This window comes from Marinobacter confluentis (assembly GCF_004785685.1).
Taxonomy (GTDB): domain Bacteria; phylum Pseudomonadota; class Gammaproteobacteria; order Pseudomonadales; family Oleiphilaceae; genus Marinobacter; species Marinobacter confluentis.
In genome coordinates this window covers 138,692-156,513 of record NZ_SRPF01000004.1, presented here as the reverse complement: position 1 = coordinate 156,513, position 17,822 = coordinate 138,692, and the positions used below count along the sequence as shown (strand labels likewise).

Sequence of the window (17,822 nt, the reverse complement as noted above, 5' to 3'; positions counted from 1 at the left end):
TATCTCTCACATGGATTTCTGGTTGACCCGCTTTGAAACCTCTTGAGCACTTTCTACCCGCTCAGAATAACGGTCCGTCAGGTAGTCGCTGCGGTCCCTTATCAGCAGGGTGAATTTAACCAGCTCTTCCATCACATCCACAATGCGGTTGTAGAAGGGCGACGGCTTCATCCGGTCATTGTCGTCAAACTCCAGAAACGCCTTGGGCACTGAAGACTGGTTGGGGATGGTCACCATCCGCATCCACCGGCCCAGCACTCGCAGCTGGTTCACCGCATTGAAGGATTGCGAGCCGCCGCACACCTGCATCACTGCCAGGGTCTTGCCCTGGGTCGGGCGCATGCCGCCGATGGACAGGGGAATCCAGTCGATCTGGGTTTTCATGATCCCGGTCATGGCACCGTGGCGTTCCGGCGAGCACCACACCATACCTTCTGACCACTGGGCCAGTTCCCGCAGTTCCTGAACCTTGGGATGAGTCGCGTCCTCAGCGTCGGCCAGGGGTAGGCCGCGGGGGCTGAATACCCGGGTTTCAGCACCCATAGCCTCGAGCAGGCGGGCCGCCTCCTCCACCGCGAGCCGGCTGAAGGATCTTTTCCGCAAGGAGCCGTACAGCAGCAGAATCCGCGGCGGATGGGTCGATGGCCTTGCGGCGAACAGCTGATCTGCCGTCGGCGCGTTGAACTGTTCGGCGTTGACGTTGGGCAGTTCGTCTTCTGGGATGTTTGGAATGCTCATTGTAATGAAACCGTCGCTTTACTCATGTTTTTGATCGACTTATTATGCACTAAAATAAATATGCGAAAAAACGAATATGCGGATAATTGGATATGAGACGCCGGGTTCTGTTTGTCTGTACCGCCAATAGCGCAAGGTCGCTGATGGCTGAAGCATTGCTGCGGGAGATGGCCGGTGACCAATTTGAAGTGGCCAGCGCCGGCACTGAGCCGGACAAACCCCACCCCATGGCCATCCAGGTTCTTCAGGAAGCGGGTTATCCGGTCGACGGCCTGAGCAGCAAATCCCTGTCTGACCTGGAAAGCGAGGACTGGGATTACGTGATCACCCTGTGCGAAAAAGCGTCACAGGAGTGCGGCACCGTTTGCCAGCCCGCCCAACAGATTGCCTGGGATTTCCCGGATCCGGTGCCTGCAGGCCGACACGCCACCTTCGCACTGACGTTGAAAGAAATCCGCGAGCGTATCGGGCTGTTTACTCTGGTCCACCGCAAGGAAACCGGCCTGAAGCCCGAAAGCTTCGACCCGGTGACCGTGTTCAAGGCCCTGGGCGACGAGCTGCGGCTGGCGGCGATGTTGCTGATCCGGGAGAAAAAGAAACTGTGCGTCTGTGAACTGACGGCGGCATTGGATATTCCCCAACCCAAGGCCAGCCGCCACCTGGCGGTCCTGCGAGACGCCGGGCTGCTGGATGCCGAACGCCATGGGCAGTGGACGTACTATTCGGTGAATCCCCGTTTACCTCTGTGGTTGTCGCGGGTGCTAGAAGAAACCGCCTCTGGCAGTCAGGGCCGGATCAACACCGAACTAGAGCGCCTGGCGGCAATGCCGGATAGGCCGGTTATTCGGTTTATCGGATAGTTGAGGGGGCGGAGCAAGAGTAGAGGGCCTTCCAGAACACGCTGTAAATACGTCCGTGTACGCTCGGGCTCCGCCATCCATGGCTCCGCACGGTTCTGAAAGGCCCTCTACTCTTGCTCGGCGTACCATCGGAATACTTTCAAATTAAACAGGAGTGAACAATGAGCAGGATAAAAGTCGGCATCAACGGATTTGGCCGCATTGGGCGCCTGGCACTGCGTGCAGCCTGGCAGTGGCCGGAGATGGAATTTGTCGCCATTAACGACCCGGGTGCGGACGCCCACACCCTGGCGCATCTGCTGAACTTCGACAGTATTCACGGGCGTTGGAACCATGAGGCTGATGCAGACGGCGATCATATTGTCATTGAGGGCAAATCGATTCGGGTCACCCGCAATAAAACCATCGGCGAAACCGATTGGTCCGGCTGCGACCTAGTGATTGAAGCCAGCGGCAAGATGAAGACCGTGGAAGTGCTCCAGGCCTATCTGAAGCAGGGCGTGAAGCGGGTGGTTGTGACCGCGCCGGTAAAGGAAAAAGGCGCCAAGAACATTGTGGTCGGCGTGAACGATGATATTTTTGATCCCGCCAACGACCGCATCGTGACGGCGGCGTCCTGCACCACCAACTGTCTGGCGCCGGTGGTGAAGGTGATTCACGAGAAACTGGGCATCAAGCACGGTTCCATCACCACCATCCACAGCCTGACCAACACCCAGACCATCATCGACGCGCCCCACAAGGATCTGCGCCGGGCCCGGGCCTGTGGCAGTTCGCTGATTCCAACCAGTACTGGCTCTGCCACAGCAATCATTGAGATCTTTCCGGAGCTGAAAGGCCGGCTGGATGGTCACGCGGTTCGGGTGCCTCTGACCAATGCTTCACTGACTGATTGCGTATTTGAAGTGGAAACCCCCACCGATCGCGAAACCGTAAACCAGTTACTCAAAGACGCGTCCGAGGGCGAACTTAAGGACATTCTGGGCTACGAAGAACGCCCGCTGGTATCCATTGATTACCGGACCGACCCCCGTTCATCCATCGTGGATGCCCTGTCCACCATGGTGGTCAACGGCACCCAGGTGAAAATCTACGCCTGGTACGACAACGAATGGGGCTACGCCAACCGCACCGCGGAACTGGCGCGCCGGGTGGGCTCTGCCTGATATGAGCCCCGCCATCCGACAGTACCTGGTCATTACCGGCAACTACTGGGCCTTCACCCTGACCGACGGCGCTCTGCGGATGCTGGTGGTGCTGCATTTCCATCAGCTGGGTTATTCGCCGCTGGAAATTGCGCTGCTGTTCATCTTCTATGAGTTTTTCGGGGTGGTGACCAACCTGGTGGGTGGCTACCTGGGCGCCCGCATGGGCCTGAACCGAACCATGAATATCGGGCTCTTCCTGCAGATTGTAGCGCTGGCCATGCTGGCGGTACCGGCGGCCATGCTTACGGTGCCCTGGGTGATGGCGGCGCAGGCGATGTCCGGCATTGCCAAGGATTTGAACAAGATGTCCGCCAAAAGCGGCATCAAACTGCTGGTGCCGGATCAGCAGCAGGGCACTCTCTACAAGTGGGTGGCGATTCTTACCGGCTCAAAAAACACGCTCAAGGGTGTGGGTTTCTTCCTGGGTGGCGTGCTGCTGATGGCCGCAGGCTTTACCGGTGCCGTTATCATCATGGGGCTGGCCCTGGCTGCTGTCTGGCTGGCCAGTCTGTTCCTGCTCAAGCAGGAGCTTGGCAAAAGCAAAGCCAAGCCCAAATTCAGCGAGATTCTGTCAAAAAGCCGCGCTATTAACGTGCTCTCTGCCGCTCGGATGTTCCTGTTCGGCGCCCGGGACGTGTGGTTCGTGGTGGCGCTGCCGGTCTACCTGAGTACGGTCTTTGGCTGGGACCACTGGCAGGTGGGCGGTTTCATGGCCAGTTGGGTTATTGGTTACGGCTTCATTCAGACCGTTGCGCCCCGCATCACCGGCAATAACGAAGGTAAGCAGCGAGCGGTCATCTGGGCTGCAGTGCTTGCATTGATCCCTGCCGCTATTGCTACCGGGCTGGTGGTGGGCCTGTCACCAAAGATCGTGGTGATTGGTGGTCTGTTGTTGTTTGGGGTGCTGTTCGCGATCAACTCATCCCTGCACAGCTATCTGATTGTCAGCTATGCCAGGGGCGATGGGGTGTCGCTGGATGTTGGCTTTTACTATATGTCGAATGCGGCGGGCCGGCTGCTGGGAACGGTGCTGTCTGGCTGGGTCTATCAGGCCTTCGGGCTGGCGGCCTGCCTCTGGATTTCGTCTGCACTGGTGGCCGCGGCCGCGCTGCTGTCGCTGATGTTGCCGCAAACGAGGCCGGGCGCTACGCTTCGGTGACAATACCGCCACCCAAAGATAATAAAAATGACTGAATTATTCCGGCGATATCCGCTGGCCGTGATCGTGCTGGCCCAGTTGTTCGGGACCTCACTCTGGTTCAGCGTAAACGGTATCTGGCTCTCGCTGTCGGCAGAGCTGGGGCTGACTGAAACCGATCTGGGCCGCTTGACGCTGGCCGTACAGGCGGGATTCATTACCGGTACCCTGACCATCGCGGTGACAGGTCTGGCGGACCGGTTTGGCGCCAGCCGGATTTTTGCCGTGGCATGTCTTCTGGGTGCGCTGGTCAATGGAGCGTTTGTTTTCGCCGCCAACCTGACGCCCCTGGATTCTGTGCTGAGGTTTGCCACTGGCCTCTGCCTTGCGGGTATTTACCCGCTGGGGATGAAGATGGTGATTGCCTGGACTCCTCGGCATTCCGGTGCAGCCCTGGCCTGGCTGGTGGGTATGCTCACACTGGGTACCGCCCTGCCTCATCTGATGCGGGGCGCGACGCTCGGCCTGCCCTGGGAATGGCCGTTACTGGCGGCGTCAGTATTAACGCTGCTTGGCGGCGCTATGGTGTGGGCGCTTGGTGACGGCCCGCATCTGCCCAGAAGCAGTGGGCCTTTGCCGCTCCGGCAGGGTCTGGCGGCATTACGAATGCCCCGGTTCCGGGCTGTGGCAGGTGGTTATTTCGGCCATATGTGGGAGCTTTACGCTTTCTGGACCCTGGTGCCGCTGCTGGCTGCCAGGGAACTTGACCGCCTGGGCTCAGCCCAGGACCTTGTGCCCTGGCTGGCTTTTGCCATTATCGGCATAGGCGCCGCCGGTTGTATCGGCGGCGGCTGGTTCAGTCGCACCCGGGGTAGCGAGTGGGTGGCCCGGTTAGCGCTGACGACGTCCGGTGCTCTTTGCATTGTCTACCCGTTAATCAGTGGACTGGCACCGGGGCTTCTGGTGCTGGTGTTGCTGGTGTGGGGTGTTGCGGTGGTGGCAGATTCGCCGCAGTTCTCAGCGCTTGCGGCGGCCACGGCACCACGCGAGTCCGTTGGCTCATCGCTGGCCGTCATGAATGCTGTCGGTTTCGGCCTGACCCTACCCGCTATCTGGCTGACCAGCGCGCTGTGGAGCGACTTGGGGGTCTGGGTGGCCCTTTTGCTTGTTCCGGGGCCAGTGTTTGGGCTCTGGTCGCTGGGCAAGGGGAAAGCAGAGCCGGGTTCTGACTAGGCGTAAGGCGTCAACGGATACGCCCTGGAAATGGCGAATGCTGGAGCTGGTGGACTACACTCATGGGGTAAAACCGGGAAATGCTTTCCCAGGGAGATGCGTTGGCCATGACCACCAGTTTCAATAGCGAACAGCAGGTTGTATCGTCCGACGGCTTCTTCCAGAAACTGGCCTCCGGCGTGCCGGGTGTTCTGTTTACCTACTGGCTCAGCGCCGACGGCAGTTCTCATCACTATCCTTTTGTTAGCCATCAGGTTCTGGCCCTTTTCGGCGTTGATTCCTCAACCCTGAATGAAACCGCCGATGCGGTGTTTTCCATCATTCACCCGGAGGATGCCGGTGACCTGGTGCAGACCATTCAGGACTCGGCCCAGACTCTTGTGCCCTGGCGATATCGCGCCCGCCTGAAGCTGATCAACGGTGAATACCAATGGTTTGAGGTGCATGCCAGGCCAGAGCGTCAGCCCGATGGCAGTACCGTCTTCTACGGCCAGTTCCACAATATCCAGCACTACAAGGACCTGGAACAGAACCTGCGCGAGAGCGAGGCCGAATTTTCATTCCAGGCGGGTTTCCAGAAACTCATGGCCCGGCTGTCCACGGAATTTATTAATCTGGGCTTTGGCACGATCGATCAGTGCATCGAAGAAGTCCTTAAAAGTATCGGCGAGTTTTTCGCGGTGGATCGGGCTTATCTTTATGAGTTCTCCGACGATTACCAGTTCATGAACAACACCCACGAATGGTGCGGGGACGGTGTGGCCTCGATCATCGGCGACCAGCAGGCGGTGCCTATCGAGGACTTTCACTGGTGGCATCAGCAGATTGGGAGCATGGTGACGGACAATCGCGTGGTGTTTATTGAAGATGTCGACCAACTGCCATCCGAGGCGACCCCAGAAAGATCACTGCTCAAGACCCAGGGCGTTTGCTCGATGTTCTGCGTGCCCATCAGGGTGCGCGGCAAGGTGACCGGGTTCTTCGGTGTGGACTCTCTGCGCAGGCGCTGCTGGAGGGAGGATCAGGCCGACCTGCTGATTATTGTTTCCGGCCTGCTTTCCGGCGCCCTGGATCGCTTCCGCCTTGAGGATGAGCTGCTCAATCAGTCCATACGGGACCCTCTGACCGGCCTGCATAACCGCCGGTATCTGATGCCGCGGCTGGGCGAAATGCTGGGCCGCAACAGCCGGCTTGATGAGCAGTTTACCCTGGCGATGTTTGATATTGATCAGTTCAAGGGGATCAACGATTCTATCGGACACCTGGGTGGTGATTATGTGCTGCAGAAGTTTGCCGGCATTCTAATGAAGAAAACCCGACCGATGGACATTGTGGCCCGTTTTGGCGGCGAGGAATTCATCGTTATATTCAATGCGGTTGATCGAAGTAATGTTCGTCAGTTGGTGCTCAGAATGCTTGAGACCGTGCGCAACGACACTTTCATATTCAATGGCGAGCCTGTCGATGTCACCGTCAGCGTTGGCATGGCCAGCGTTGCAGAATTCGCCGAAGGCCAACCAACCCCGGATGCGATGATTTCACTGGCCGATAACCGGCTTTATCAGTCCAAGCAGGCGGGGCGCGACTGCCTTACCGATGCTTCCGGAACCTTTCGCCTTTAACTGCGCTTTTTCCATCCCGTTTGCAATTGTCTCCGTAAAATCGGCACATTCACGCGGTTCCTGATTTATGGGCATGACCGAAAACCTGTTATCCACCAGCCAGTGGATTATCACGCTGCTGCTGTTTCTGGCTGTACTGGCCCGGGCATGGCGGACAATTGACTGGAAAGTCTTCCGGAAAGACGAAACGCTTCAACACACATTTTTTGGCGTTGCGGTAGTGTTGGGATTTCTGTGGCACCTGCGGGCCGGTCTGTCTCCGGGCCTGTCGATTCATATTTTTGGTATCACAGTCGTGACGTTGATGCTGGGGTGGGGGCTGGCGGTTCTGGCGGGCCTTCTGGCCCTGGTGATCACGGTGATTACCGGGCGCGAGCCCCTGATGATGTTTGCCGCCAACGGTTTGATTACCGTGATGGTTCCGGCGCTGGTCAGCCACTGGATCATGCTGTGGGAGCGCGGTAAGGACTTCCGCAGTTTCTTTGCCTATATCTTCTTTTGCGGCTTTTTTGGCGCCGGTATTTCGGTGGCCGCCGCCGGCACGGTTATGTGCCTGATGCTCTGGGCCAGCGGTGTCTATACCTTTGGCGAGCTGATCCATGAATATCTGCGCTACCTGCCGCTGTTCATGGTTCCCGAGGGATTTGCCAACGGTGCTTTCGTAACCGGCCTGATGGTGTTTCACCCGGATCGACTGACCACATTGGACCAGAGGCGCTACCGTTAGCTTTGGGCAGGCTCAGCGGCTAGGCCAATAACGCTGCATTTCAACAAACAGGAAGGAGGCGCTCCAGGTAATCAGCACCAGGCCGGTCAGGGCTTCAATGCCGGTCAGGAAACGAAGTACGCCGGTAGCCTCGATATCGCCGTAGCCCAGGGTGGTGAAGGTGGTGAACGAGAAATAGACACAGTCCAGCATGGTGCCGCCGAAATTTCCGGACAGTTCCCCCCAGGCCTCTGAATGGTGCATGAAGTAAAAGGCAAGGGCGAAAATCCAGACCTGCAGGGTATGGATCGCCAGGATGCCCAACACACCGGTAACCAGCCGAAAATGGTGACTCTGGTGCATTCCAGATAGCTGATGGCTCAGGCGAAGCAATGCTTCGTTATGGATCAGAACCACCACAATCACGATCGATGCGTTGATGAGTGTCGCGTTGAGTAGTTCGAGTGAGTCAGCGACAGCCATGTTTGCCAGTCTCCGCTGGTGATTCAGATCGAGGGGGCGATAAAATCTGGTGAAATTCCAGATTGCCGGATGCAGCTGTCGATGTCCATTCCCTTCAGTGAGCCGTGGTTGCAGATCAGAAGCGTGGCCATGCCGGAGGCGCGGCCGCCGAGAATGTCGGTGTGTAGCGTATCCCCGATCATCAGCACACGATGCGGGGGCGGATTGCCAAGCCGGCCAAGTGCGGCGTCAAAGGCCAAGCTGTAGGGTTTGCCGAAAAATTCTGGATGGACCGGGGCCGACCTGCGGAGTTGGTGAGCAAAGTAACCCGGTTCCAGCGTCAGGCTGTCGCCCCTTGGTGCTACCAGGTCCGGGTTGGCCACCCTCAGCGGCCGTGGCCGGCGGCAGAGGCTCGCGGTGAGCTGTGTCTGCAGGGTTTCGGTCCAGTCTTCACTGCTCATGAAGATAAAACCATCAAACGCATCCAGATCCTCGTCGCTGATGCCCGGCCTTACCGGTTTCTGGTCAATACCAGGCAGGGACTGGCTGCCAGAGTGGGGTGGGGCAATGACGCCCCAAATACCCGGTGACGGTTTGCCGGCCAGATGATCCTCAAGCAGCCATCGGCTGGAGATGATCTGATCTTCGATCAGATCAAAGCCCATTTCCTGGTACTTTTCAGTCAGGCTCTTCTGGCTGACGGTGGCCGCATTGGACAGCACCAGCACCGGCTTGCCGTTCGCCTGCAAAGACGCAAGTCGCTCGGGCGCCCCGACAATAACGTCGGCGCCGGCATTCAATACCCCAAAGGCGTCAAATACAAACGCGTCGAATTGCGACGTCAGGGGTTCCAGGGACTCTATTCGCTGAGGCGAATTCTGGTTGGGTTCGGCGTATGGCAACTGGTATTGCAGGCGCTGGTACTGCTCAAACGCCCAGGTGGGCGTTGGCGTGAGACCGTCAAAACAGGTGGGGTGGGTGTCTTTCATCCTGTCAGATTACCGCCTGACGGACCCGCGCCGATACCCACTCGGAAACAATGACCGTGCCCAGAATCACCACAAAGATCATTGCCACCTGATTCCAGGCCAGGGTCGCCAGTGACGCGCTGAGCTGAATCCCCAGGCCGCCGGCGCCCACCAGACCAAGAATGGTGGATTCGCGGATGTTGATATCCCAGCGGAACACACTGATGCCCCAGAAGGCCGGCAGTATCTGCGGCACTATGGCGTAGTCGATCACCTGGGCCCCGCTGGCACCCGTCGCGCGCACGGCCTCTACCTGATTGAAGTCGATCTCTTCAATCGCCTCATAAAGCAGTTTGGCAATAAAACCGATGGAGCGCAGGCCGATCGCAATCACCCCTGCCAGCAGCCCGGGGCCGATCACTGCAACCAGCAGCAAGGCCCAGATCAAAGAATTGATGGAACGTGAGGTGACGATTAACAGCAGCGCCAGTGGGCGGACGAAGCGCCGGCTTGGGGTGGTGTTATTGGCCGCCAGAAACGCCACGGGTACCGCAACCGCGACGCCGATCAGGGTGCCCAGGGTGGCGATGTTGATGGTGTCCCACAGCGGTTCCCAGAGCTGATCGATGTAACTCCAGGCCGGCGGAAACATGCGCCCGCCAATGTCCGCCGCCTGTTCCGGCGCATCGCTGACAAAGGCCCAGATGGTGTTCTCGTTCATCAACTGCCAGCAGAAGACCGTCAGTGCGACGAGCGAGAACCAGCCCAGCCAGCCCAGAAGGGTCTGTTTGCGGGTGCGGTAATGCCAGACGGGTGTGGGAGCGTTGGTGGTCACTGTACCCACCTGCGGATGTAGGAAGAGGAGTATTCCACGACCAGTACGATGGCGATGATGATGATCAGAATCGCGCCTGCCGAGTCGTATTCATAGCGGTCAATGGCCGTGTTCAGGGTCGCACCTATACCTCCGGCGCCGACGATACCAATGACCGCCGATTCCCGGAAATTGATGTCCAGCCGATACAGCGAAAGGCCCACCAGCCGCGGCATCACCTGGGGCTGGACGGCGTAGTTGACCACTTGCCACCAGCTGGCGCCGGTGGCGCGTATCGCCTCGATCTGGCTGCGGTCACAGGCCTCGATATCTTCCGCCAGCAGCTTTGACAGAAAACCGATACTGGCGAAGGCCAGTGTCAGGAAGCCGGCAAAAGGCCCGAAACCGAACATGGCCACCAGCAGGATGGCGATAATGACTTCCTGAAACGAGCGGGACAGGGTAATGATGCCGCGGCAGAACAGGTAGACCGGTGCCGGGGCAAGGTTGCGGGCGGCCCCAATGCCAATTGGCACAGACACCAGGATGCCCGCGACCGTGGACGTTACCGTCATGGTCAGGCTCTCAATCAGCCCCTCGCTGATGTCCCGCCAGCGAGTGGTAAAGTCCGGGGTCAGGAAGCCTTCCACGAATTTCCAGCCGCGATCCAGGCCCAGATAGACCCGTTGCCAGTCCACCTCGATGCTCTGCATCGCAAGAACCAGATAGATAAGGGCGCCGGCATAGATTGCCCGTCGCCATCCGGTGTGGGTGAACAGAACCGGCGGGCGTTTCCAGGTCACGGGGTGAACAGAGGGTTGGTCCATCTAGATTCCCTCTGCCAGGTCCACGGCTGGGGTCCGGGGTTCGTCAGCCCCGGCTTCCTCGCCTCGCATCCGGGTCCAGTCCTCGTCACCGTAGATACGGGTCAGCACCTCATCGGTCAGTCCGGACGGCGGGCCATCAAAAACAACCTCGCCGGCGCGCAGGCCGATAATCCGGTCGGTGAACTGCTGTGCCAGCATCACATCGTGGATGTTGATGATGGCGGGCAGGTGCCGCTCCCGACAGGCATCGCCAATCAGCCGCATGATCTGGCGGGAGGTTTTGGGGTCGAGCGAAGCGGTGGGTTCGTCCACCAGCAGCAGCTCCGGGTCCTGCTCCAGTGCCCGGGCAATGCCCACTCGCTGGCGCTGGCCCCCGGAGAGGGCATCCGCCCGTTTATTGTAGTGCTGGGACAGGCCGACCTGCTCCAGCAACGAGAACGCCTTGGAAACATCGTCTGGGGAATAGCGGCGCAGGAAAGAACGCCAGAGCGACACATAGCCAAGACGGCCCGACAGCACGTTTTCCATCACGGTCAGGCGCTCAACCAGTGCGTATTCCTGGAAAATCATGCCGATCCGCCGCCGGGCCCGGCGCAGGGCAGCGCCTTGGAGCTGCGCCAGATCCGTCCCGCCCAGCGTGATAGAGCCCGCAGTGGGCTCAACCAGCCGGTTGATGCAGCGAATCAACGTGGATTTTCCCGCCCCGGAGGGCCCGATCAGGCCGAGTACCTGGCCTGCAGGTACTTCGAAACTGACCTGGTTCAGGGCGGTGTCGCCGGTGGCGTAGGTTTTGGACAGCTTATCCAGCTTTAATACGTTCAAGAGTCACCACTACTGGCAGTTATAGGCAACGCCGTTGGCCGCGTCGATCTTGCGAATCACTTCCCAGTGCTCCTTGAAGGTAATGGGAATGAACTGGGCCTCGCCAGACTTGGAGAACTCTTCTTCCAGGGCCGTGCCTTCCCAGTCAAATGAGAAGAAGGCCTCCTGGATATCTTCCTGTAGCTCAGGTTTCAGATTGTGCGCCAGGCCATAAGCGGTGGTCGGGAACGTCTGTGATGTGTAGATGGTTTCGATCTGGTCCTGGCTCACCACATCACGGTCCAGCATGCGGGCAAGCACCGAGTTGGCGATGGCGGCAGCAGGGTAGTCCTGGTTGGCAACACCCAGAATGGAGTTGTCATGCTTGCCAGAGAAGACCGGTTCGAAGTCTTCACCGGGGATCATGCCGTAATCGGCTTTCAGAATGGCAGACGGGGCCTTGAAACCAGAGTTCGAGGTTTGGGAGGTAAACGCCAGTTCACCGCCGCGGATATCCTCAACCTCTTCAATGCCAGAGTCCGGGTGGGTGATGATTTCCATTTCATAGCCGAAGGAACCATCGGCCGCCGCCATCATGGCAAACGGGCGCAGGCCTGCGCAGGCAACCGCCAGTGGGTTGGACCCGGTGTTGAACCCGGCAATGTGCAGGCGCCCGGCGCGCATGGCTTCAATCTGGGCGGCGTTGGACTGCACCGGGAAGAACTGGACTTTCTTGCCGGTGGCATCTGACAGGTGGGCCAGGAACTCTGACCAGACCTCCCGGTAAACCGCCGGGTCTTCAACGGGGGTATAGGCGAAGATCAGGGTAGAAGGATCTGTCAGCTGGGCGGAATCTTCAGGAATATCAGCAATCAGGTCGCCGTCTTTATCCTGGTAACGGTCATCGAGACTGAAGGCTTGAGCTGAAACAGGTGCCAGCATGACGGCGCAGGCAAGTACGGAAAGCTTGTTCATGTTCATCGTCGGACTCCATCCGGTTCGGGGAAGATACAACCCCGACCGTAAGACCATCCGATGACGGTTTTATGACAGCGTCTCCGCCCGGAACCTGCTACTGATCAGGTACCTCGCGGATACGGCCATGTTCATCAATGGCTACATAGATAAAGAGGCCCTCGGTTACTTTGCGGGGGGACTTTGCGGTGCGGTCCAGGGTCCAGACCTCCACATTGATTTTCATCGAGCTGCGACCGACCTCTTTTAACTCTCCGTAGCAGCCTACCTGTGAGCCCACTCTTAAAGGAGACAGGAACTCCATCCGGTCCATGGCTACGGTGGCATTACGGCCCTGGGATATCCGTCCCGCCAGGGTCGCGGCGGCAATATCCATCTGGCGAACCAGCCAGCCGGCGAATACGTCGCCATTTGGGTTGGTGTCTGAGGGCAGGGGAACAATCTGGGTAATCAGTTCACCGCGAGGCGCGGGGTTGTCATCATTAAGGGCTGTCATGGGCACTGCCTTGTGGCTCTGGAATTGTTTTTAGTCCTCGCATGGTAGCGCCCTTCCGGACGTCTGCAAGAAAAATTCGCTGACCTGTTGTATATTTCAGGGGCTGTCACAAAGCTGTCACAAAACGCCTTTATTGTTTGCTCATCGGTGAAGCAACCCGACATTAAAGTCAAAGTGACGAATGGAGATACAACGTGATCAGACTTAAAACAGCCCTCACTACCGTGGCACTGGCCGGCAGCATTGCTGCTGTGTCTACACCGGCCATGGCTCGCGACACCATCAATATTGTCGGTTCCTCTACTGTCTATCCTTTTGCGACGGTTGTGGCCGAGCGTTTTGGCCGTAACACTGATTTTCCGACCCCGAAGCTTGAATCTACCGGTTCCGGCGGCGGGCTGAAGCTGTTCTGTGAAGGTGTTGGTACCCAGCACCCTGACATCACCAACGCTTCGCGCCGTATGAAGCCCAGCGAGTTTGAGCTTTGCCAGTCCAATGGCGTTGAAGGTATTACGGAAGTACGCATCGGCGCTGACGGTATCGTTATGGCCAACTCCAAGGATGCGGAAAAGCTGGACCTGACCCTCGAGCAGGTATTCCTGGCCCTGGCCAAGGAAGTTCCCAACCCTGACGGCGGCAACGAGCTGGTTGCCAACCCTTACATGAACTGGAGCGACATCGATTCCAGCCTGCCAGATTTTGAAATCAGCGTAATGGGCCCGCCCCCGACTTCCGGCACCCGTGACGCCTTTGTTGAACTGGCAATGGAAGGCGGTTGCAAGCAGTTCGAAATGATTGCAAATATGGACGAAGATCAGTTTGAAACCGTATGCCACAGCATGCGCGAAGACGGTCCCTTTGTTGAAGCTGGTGAAAACGACAACCTGATCGTTCAGCGTCTTGCCCAGGATCCGGAAACTCTGGGTATCTTCGGTTACAGCTTCCTGATGGAAAACAGCGGCCAGATCCAGGCAGCTACCGTAAACGGCGTTGAGCCGACTCCGGAGAACATCTCCAGCGACAAGTATCCAGTGGCCCGCTCACTGTGGTTTTACATCAAGCACGCCCACGTAGGTGTTGTACCGGGCATCCAGGAATACGTGGCCGAGTTCACCAGCGAAGGCACCTGGGGTGACAACGGTTACCTGGCGGACGTAGGCCTGATCCCGCTGCCGCGCAACCAGCGCATGCAGGTGGCCAAGCGTGTCAAGGACCTGGAACCGATGACTGGTAACGAGCTTTAATCTCCGGTCAGGAACGTCATGGATGACGAAACAGGAGCGCGGGCCAGAAGGCTCGCGCTTCTTTATTGCAGTCGCATGAATATTTTTGCGCGCCAAGCTGGCAAAATAGACGCACAGTTTCATCAAAGCCATCAAAACAGAGACTTTTATGCAGACGGCCAATCTTCTGCCACTGGTTCTGGTTCTCACCCTGGTTGCCTATGGCCTCGCCTATATGCGATCCCGGGCTGTGGCAGCGCCCCTTGGCGGTATCCGGAATCTCAAGGCTCTACCTTTTTATTACGCGGCCCGCGCAGCGCTTTGGTGTGCGATTCCCGCGTTGATCGTGCTGGCCGTTTGGTCCGGATTTGAAGGCAAGGTTATCCAGAGTATTGTGATTGCGTCCCTGCCTCAGGATACCTGGCCGGACTCCCCGGGGCAGGCCAGCCTGATTCTTTCCCAGATCAGCAACGTCGCGGCGGGAAACCTGAACCCCGATTTTGTGCCGGATCATATTGCTGGTGCCGCCTCCCTGCTTGAGACGACCGAAAGCCGAAGCGAGAATTTCAAGGCAATTCTGGTTGTGCTGATCGCCGTACTGGGCGCCACTTTTGCGTGGACCCGTGTTGCGCCCCACATTAACGCCCGGAAGAATGTGGAAACCACCCTGCGGCGGATTTTCTTTGTGTGTGCCGCCCTGGCGGTTTTAACCACGGCGGGCATTGTTTTCTCGGTGATTCTGGAAACCCTGCGATTCTTCGACCGGGTGCCGATTACCGAATTCCTGTTCAGTACCAGCTGGAGCCCACAAACGGCCCTGCGCGCCGATCAGGTGGGCTCTGAGGGGGCTTTCGGTGTCATTCCGCTGTTTACCGGTACGCTCCTGATTTCCGCCATAGCATTGCTGGTTGCCGTGCCCGTGGGCCTGCTGTCGGCGATCTATCTCTCCGAATATGCCAGCAAGCGCATGCGTTCGACCATCAAGCCGATACTTGAGCTTCTGGCAGGCATTCCCACGGTGGTTTACGGTTTCTTCGCGGCTTTGACCGTTGCGCCGTTTATCCGTGACCTCGCCGAAATGGTGGGCCTTGAAGCGTCTTCCCAGAGTGCGCTGGCCGCAGGGCTGGTGATGGGGATCATGATCGTGCCGTTTGTCTCTTCACTGTCTGACGATGTGATCAATGCCGTTCCCCAGAACATGAGGGATGGCTCTCTGGCGCTCGGCGCCACCCAGTCGGAAACCATGAAAAAGGTGATCTTCCCGGCGGCCCTGCCGGGCATTATCGGCGGCATTCTGCTGGCGGCGTCCCGCGCTATCGGTGAAACCATGATTGTGGTAATGGCCGCCGGCCTGGCCGCTAACCTGACTGCCAACCCCCTGGAGTCGGTGACCACCGTGACCGTGCAGATCGCGACACTGCTGGTAGGCGACCAGGAGTTTGACAGCGCCAAGACGCTGTCCGCATTTGCCCTGGGCATGCTGCTGTTTATCGTCACGCTGCTGCTTAACGTGGTTGCCCTTAAGATCGTACGCAAATATAGGGAACAGTATGACTGATCAACGTTCTCAGGCGGAAATCGTCCGTAATTCGCTGAAGCGCCGGTATCGCAAAGAGCGCCGTTTCAGGCTGTACGGCCTGTTGGCAATCTCCATTGCGCTGGCGTCGCTGTTCACCCTTTTTGCAGACATTATCAACAAGGGACACACAGGGTTTATCAAAACCACGATTACTTTGGATGTGACGCTCGATTCCGGGATGATGTATCTCGATGATCCGACCGATGAAGATCAGCGGTCCATGGCCGATTTCATGGCGCCGATCATTGCCTCACTGCAGGAACACTTCCCGACGGCCGACAGCGCGAGCGACAGGCGCGCGTTGGGTAGTCTGCTTGGTACCTATGCGGCCAGCGAGGTCCGTGATCTCTTGATCGACAATCCAGACTTGCTGAACACTACGCAGACCATCGAATTGCCGGCACACGACCGGGTGTCGGTGTATGTCAAACATGCGGATAACCCCCGTTACACCATCAAGCTGTCTGAACAGCAGCAGCGCTGGGTGGATGAACTGGTTGAAAAAGGCGTGATTGATACCAGCTTCAACGATGTTCTGTTCAGCCGGGGGGATTCCAGGGAACCTGCCAATGCGGGTGTTCTTGGGGCGATTGTCGGTTCCCTGCTGACCATGCTGGTGACCCTGATCATATCGTTTCCCGTGGGCATTGCGGCGGCGGTCTATCTGGAAGAATTCGCCCCCCAGAACAAGATCACCGACTTTATCGAAGTCAACATCAATAACCTGGCTGCGGTGCCGTCGATCATCTTCGGTCTTCTGGGCCTGGCGGTCTTTATTGGCCTGTTTGGCATGCCCCGTTCGGTTCCGGTAGTGGGTGGCCTGGTGCTGGCGTTGATGACGCTGCCGACCATAATCATTTCCAGCCGCGCTGCCATCAAAAGTGTACCGCCGTCTATCCGTGAGGCCGCCGAGGGCGTTGGTGCCTCCAAGATGCAGGTGGTGCTGCACCATGTGATACCGCTGGCGATGCCGGGTATGTTGACCGGCTCAATCATCGGCATGGCGCAGGCGCTGGGTGAAACAGCACCGCTGCTGCTGATTGGCATGGTGGCGTTTATCGTGGATATTCCGGACGGCTTTTTCAGTTCGGCCACCGTGCTACCGGTACAGATTTACCTCTGGGCAAGCAGCTCTGAGCAGGGCTTCGTGGAACTGGCGTCTGCCGGGATCATGGTGCTGCTTACCTTCATGATGAGTATGAACGCACTGGCGATCTGGCTGCGCAAGCGGCTTGAGCGTCGCTGGTAAGGAGAATGATATGAACACGATGAACTCCGGTATTTCTGCAGAAGCCGAGAACCAGGATGAGCCGCGTGCTGCCTCGGTAGCCGAGCACAAGCCCGAAGACACGGTCATTGAAGAAGGCAAAACCGTTGGTAAGCCATTTTCCGATGATCCCAAATTCAAGCTTCGCAATGTGGAAGTGTTCTACGACCAGGCGCGTGCCATCAAGAACATCAGCCTGGATATCGGGCGTAATGAAGTGATTGCATTCATTGGTCCGTCCGGGTGTGGTAAGTCGACCTTCCTGAGATGCCTGAACCGGATGAATGACAGCATTGATATCTGCCGGGTGAAAGGTTCTCTGGCGCTGGATGACCATGACATCTATGACCCCAAGCGCGACGTGGTCGAACTGCGAGCCCGAGTGGGCATGGTGTTCCAGAAGCCCAACCCTTTTCCGAAGTCGATCTACGACAACGTCGCCTATGGGCCACGGATTCACGGTCTGGCGAACCGCAAATCAGAGCTGGATGACATTGTTGAGAACAGCCTTCGCAAAGCCGGGCTCTGGGAAGAGGCCAAAGACCGTCTGGATGCCACCGCAACCGGTATGTCAGGTGGCCAGCAGCAGCGCTTGTGTATCGCCCGCGCCATTGCTGTCAGCCCGGAAGTGATTCTGATGGACGAGCCATGCTCAGCGCTGGACCCGATCGCCACCGCAAGGGTTGAGGAACTGATTGCCGAGATGTCGGAAAGCTACACCATTGTGATCGTAACTCACTCCATGCAGCAGGCGGCTCGCGTGTCTCACCGCACAGCCTATTTCCACCTGGGGCATCTGGTTGAAGTGAATGAAACCAACAAGGTGTTCACGTCGCCACAGCACGAGCTCACTGAATCCTATATCACCGGTCGTTTTGGTTAACGCCGGTACGGTTGAACACTGG

General features: G+C 58.0%; 18 protein-coding genes. 10 read left to right on the top strand and 8 right to left on the bottom strand.

Annotated elements, in window-relative coordinates:
• Positions 1–6: 6 nt before the first annotated feature.
• Positions 7–723 (bottom strand): arsenical resistance protein ArsH, encoded by a 717-nt coding sequence (gene arsH, locus E5Q11_RS13815; protein WP_135804220.1) that lies wholly within the window; start codon positions 721–723, stop codon positions 7–9.
• Positions 724–830: 107 nt separating this feature from the next.
• Here arsH and E5Q11_RS13810 point away from each other — a divergent pair, with 107 nt between their 5' ends.
• The 6 genes from E5Q11_RS13810 (at position 831) to E5Q11_RS13785 (ending at position 7,526) form a co-directional block, all read left to right on the top strand.
• Entirely contained in the window at positions 831–1,598 is a 768-nt protein-coding gene (locus tag E5Q11_RS13810; protein ID WP_135804033.1) for a metalloregulator ArsR/SmtB family transcription factor, read from the top strand.
• 161 nt (positions 1,599–1,759) lie between these two features.
• A complete protein-coding gene (locus E5Q11_RS13805) occupies positions 1,760–2,764 on the top strand; it encodes an ArsJ-associated glyceraldehyde-3-phosphate dehydrogenase (protein ID WP_135804032.1) in 1,005 nt (334 codons plus the stop codon).
• Between the two features lies 1 nt (position 2,765).
• On the top strand, positions 2,766–3,965 hold the full coding sequence (gene arsJ, locus E5Q11_RS13800; protein ID WP_135804031.1) for an organoarsenical effux MFS transporter ArsJ: 1,200 nt from the start codon (positions 2,766–2,768) through the stop codon (positions 3,963–3,965).
• A 27-nt stretch (positions 3,966–3,992) separates the two neighbouring features.
• Positions 3,993–5,177, top strand: coding sequence for an MFS transporter (locus tag E5Q11_RS13795; RefSeq protein WP_135804030.1), 1,185 nt, complete (start codon positions 3,993–3,995; stop codon positions 5,175–5,177).
• 107 nt (positions 5,178–5,284) lie between these two features.
• Positions 5,285–6,799, top strand: a complete 1,515-nt coding sequence (locus tag E5Q11_RS13790; RefSeq protein WP_135804029.1) for a diguanylate cyclase — start codon at positions 5,285–5,287, stop codon at positions 6,797–6,799.
• A gap of 67 nt (positions 6,800–6,866) precedes the next feature.
• On the top strand, positions 6,867–7,526 hold the full coding sequence (locus E5Q11_RS13785) for an energy-coupling factor ABC transporter permease (protein WP_135804028.1): 660 nt from the start codon (positions 6,867–6,869) through the stop codon (positions 7,524–7,526).
• Between the two features lie 12 nt (positions 7,527–7,538).
• Here E5Q11_RS13785 and E5Q11_RS13780 read toward each other — a convergent pair whose 3' ends face one another.
• The 7 genes from E5Q11_RS13780 to E5Q11_RS13750 all read right to left on the bottom strand — a co-directional run bounded on the left by E5Q11_RS13780 (position 7,539) and on the right by E5Q11_RS13750 (position 12,848).
• On the bottom strand, positions 7,539–7,988 hold the full coding sequence (locus E5Q11_RS13780; protein WP_135804027.1) for a potassium channel family protein: 450 nt from the start codon (positions 7,986–7,988) through the stop codon (positions 7,539–7,541).
• 23 nt (positions 7,989–8,011) lie between these two features.
• Complete coding sequence (locus tag E5Q11_RS13775) at positions 8,012–8,956, bottom strand: HAD-IIA family hydrolase (protein WP_135804026.1); 945 nt, start codon at positions 8,954–8,956, stop codon at positions 8,012–8,014.
• Positions 8,957–8,960: 4 nt separating this feature from the next.
• Entirely contained in the window at positions 8,961–9,770 is an 810-nt protein-coding gene (gene phnE / locus E5Q11_RS13770) for a phosphonate ABC transporter, permease protein PhnE (RefSeq protein ID WP_135804025.1), read from the bottom strand.
• Positions 9,767–10,576 (bottom strand): phosphonate ABC transporter, permease protein PhnE, encoded by an 810-nt coding sequence (gene phnE, locus E5Q11_RS13765; protein ID WP_135804024.1) that lies wholly within the window; start codon positions 10,574–10,576, stop codon positions 9,767–9,769. Before phnE (E5Q11_RS13765) ends, phnE (E5Q11_RS13770) begins: the two co-directional genes overlap by 4 nt.
• Positions 10,577–11,398, bottom strand: coding sequence for a phosphonate ABC transporter ATP-binding protein (phnC, locus tag E5Q11_RS13760; RefSeq protein WP_135804023.1), 822 nt, complete (start codon positions 11,396–11,398; stop codon positions 10,577–10,579).
• A gap of 9 nt (positions 11,399–11,407) precedes the next feature.
• Complete coding sequence (phnD, locus tag E5Q11_RS13755) at positions 11,408–12,358, bottom strand: phosphate/phosphite/phosphonate ABC transporter substrate-binding protein (RefSeq protein ID WP_225314907.1); 951 nt, start codon at positions 12,356–12,358, stop codon at positions 11,408–11,410.
• A 91-nt stretch (positions 12,359–12,449) separates the two neighbouring features.
• Entirely contained in the window at positions 12,450–12,848 is a 399-nt protein-coding gene (locus E5Q11_RS13750) for an acyl-CoA thioesterase (protein ID WP_135804022.1), read from the bottom strand.
• Between the two features lie 194 nt (positions 12,849–13,042).
• Here E5Q11_RS13750 and E5Q11_RS13745 point away from each other — a divergent pair, with 194 nt between their 5' ends.
• The 4 genes from E5Q11_RS13745 to pstB all read left to right on the top strand — a co-directional run bounded on the left by E5Q11_RS13745 (position 13,043) and on the right by pstB (position 17,800).
• Complete coding sequence (locus tag E5Q11_RS13745) at positions 13,043–14,092, top strand: substrate-binding domain-containing protein (protein ID WP_135804021.1); 1,050 nt, start codon at positions 13,043–13,045, stop codon at positions 14,090–14,092.
• 148 nt (positions 14,093–14,240) lie between these two features.
• Positions 14,241–15,629 carry a phosphate ABC transporter permease subunit PstC gene (pstC, locus tag E5Q11_RS13740; RefSeq protein WP_135804020.1) on the top strand — a complete coding sequence of 463 codons (1,389 nt, stop codon included), beginning with the start codon at positions 14,241–14,243 and terminating at the stop codon, positions 15,627–15,629.
• Entirely contained in the window at positions 15,622–16,899 is a 1,278-nt protein-coding gene (gene pstA, locus E5Q11_RS13735; protein WP_135804019.1) for a phosphate ABC transporter permease PstA, read from the top strand. The genes pstC and pstA overlap by 8 nt, the downstream gene beginning before the upstream one ends.
• A 10-nt stretch (positions 16,900–16,909) precedes the next feature.
• Positions 16,910–17,800 carry a phosphate ABC transporter ATP-binding protein PstB gene (gene pstB, locus E5Q11_RS13730; protein WP_135804018.1) on the top strand — a complete coding sequence of 297 codons (891 nt, stop codon included), beginning with the start codon at positions 16,910–16,912 and terminating at the stop codon, positions 17,798–17,800.
• Positions 17,801–17,822: the final 22 nt, after the last annotated feature.

What these genes read in the sequence shown, in the direction of transcription:
- E5Q11_RS13810 (WP_135804033.1), top strand. Translation starts at nt 831, where the DNA reads ATGAGACGCCGGGTTCTGTTTGTCTGTACCGCCAATAGCGCAAGGTCG.
- E5Q11_RS13805 (WP_135804032.1), top strand. Translation starts at nt 1,760, where the DNA reads ATGAGCAGGATAAAAGTCGGCATCAACGGATTTGGCCGCATTGGGCGC.
- arsJ (WP_135804031.1), top strand. Translation starts at nt 2,766, where the DNA reads ATGAGCCCCGCCATCCGACAGTACCTGGTCATTACCGGCAACTACTGG.
- E5Q11_RS13795 (WP_135804030.1), top strand. Translation starts at nt 3,993, where the DNA reads ATGACTGAATTATTCCGGCGATATCCGCTGGCCGTGATCGTGCTGGCC.
- E5Q11_RS13790 (WP_135804029.1), top strand. Translation starts at nt 5,285, where the DNA reads ATGACCACCAGTTTCAATAGCGAACAGCAGGTTGTATCGTCCGACGGC.
- E5Q11_RS13785 (WP_135804028.1), top strand. Translation starts at nt 6,867, where the DNA reads ATGGGCATGACCGAAAACCTGTTATCCACCAGCCAGTGGATTATCACG.
- E5Q11_RS13780 (WP_135804027.1), bottom strand. Translation starts at nt 7,988, where the DNA reads ATGGCTGTCGCTGACTCACTCGAACTACTCAACGCGACACTCATCAAC.
- E5Q11_RS13775 (WP_135804026.1), bottom strand. Translation starts at nt 8,956, where the DNA reads ATGAAAGACACCCACCCCACCTGTTTTGACGGTCTCACGCCAACGCCC.
- phnE (WP_135804024.1), bottom strand. Translation starts at nt 10,576, where the DNA reads ATGGACCAACCCTCTGTTCACCCCGTGACCTGGAAACGCCCGCCGGTT.
- phnD (WP_225314907.1), bottom strand. Translation starts at nt 12,358, where the DNA reads ATGAACATGAACAAGCTTTCCGTACTTGCCTGCGCCGTCATGCTGGCA.
- E5Q11_RS13750 (WP_135804022.1), bottom strand. Translation starts at nt 12,848, where the DNA reads ATGACAGCCCTTAATGATGACAACCCCGCGCCTCGCGGTGAACTGATT.
- pstC (WP_135804020.1), top strand. Translation starts at nt 14,241, where the DNA reads ATGCAGACGGCCAATCTTCTGCCACTGGTTCTGGTTCTCACCCTGGTT.
- pstA (WP_135804019.1), top strand. Translation starts at nt 15,622, where the DNA reads ATGACTGATCAACGTTCTCAGGCGGAAATCGTCCGTAATTCGCTGAAG.
- pstB (WP_135804018.1), top strand. Translation starts at nt 16,910, where the DNA reads ATGAACACGATGAACTCCGGTATTTCTGCAGAAGCCGAGAACCAGGAT.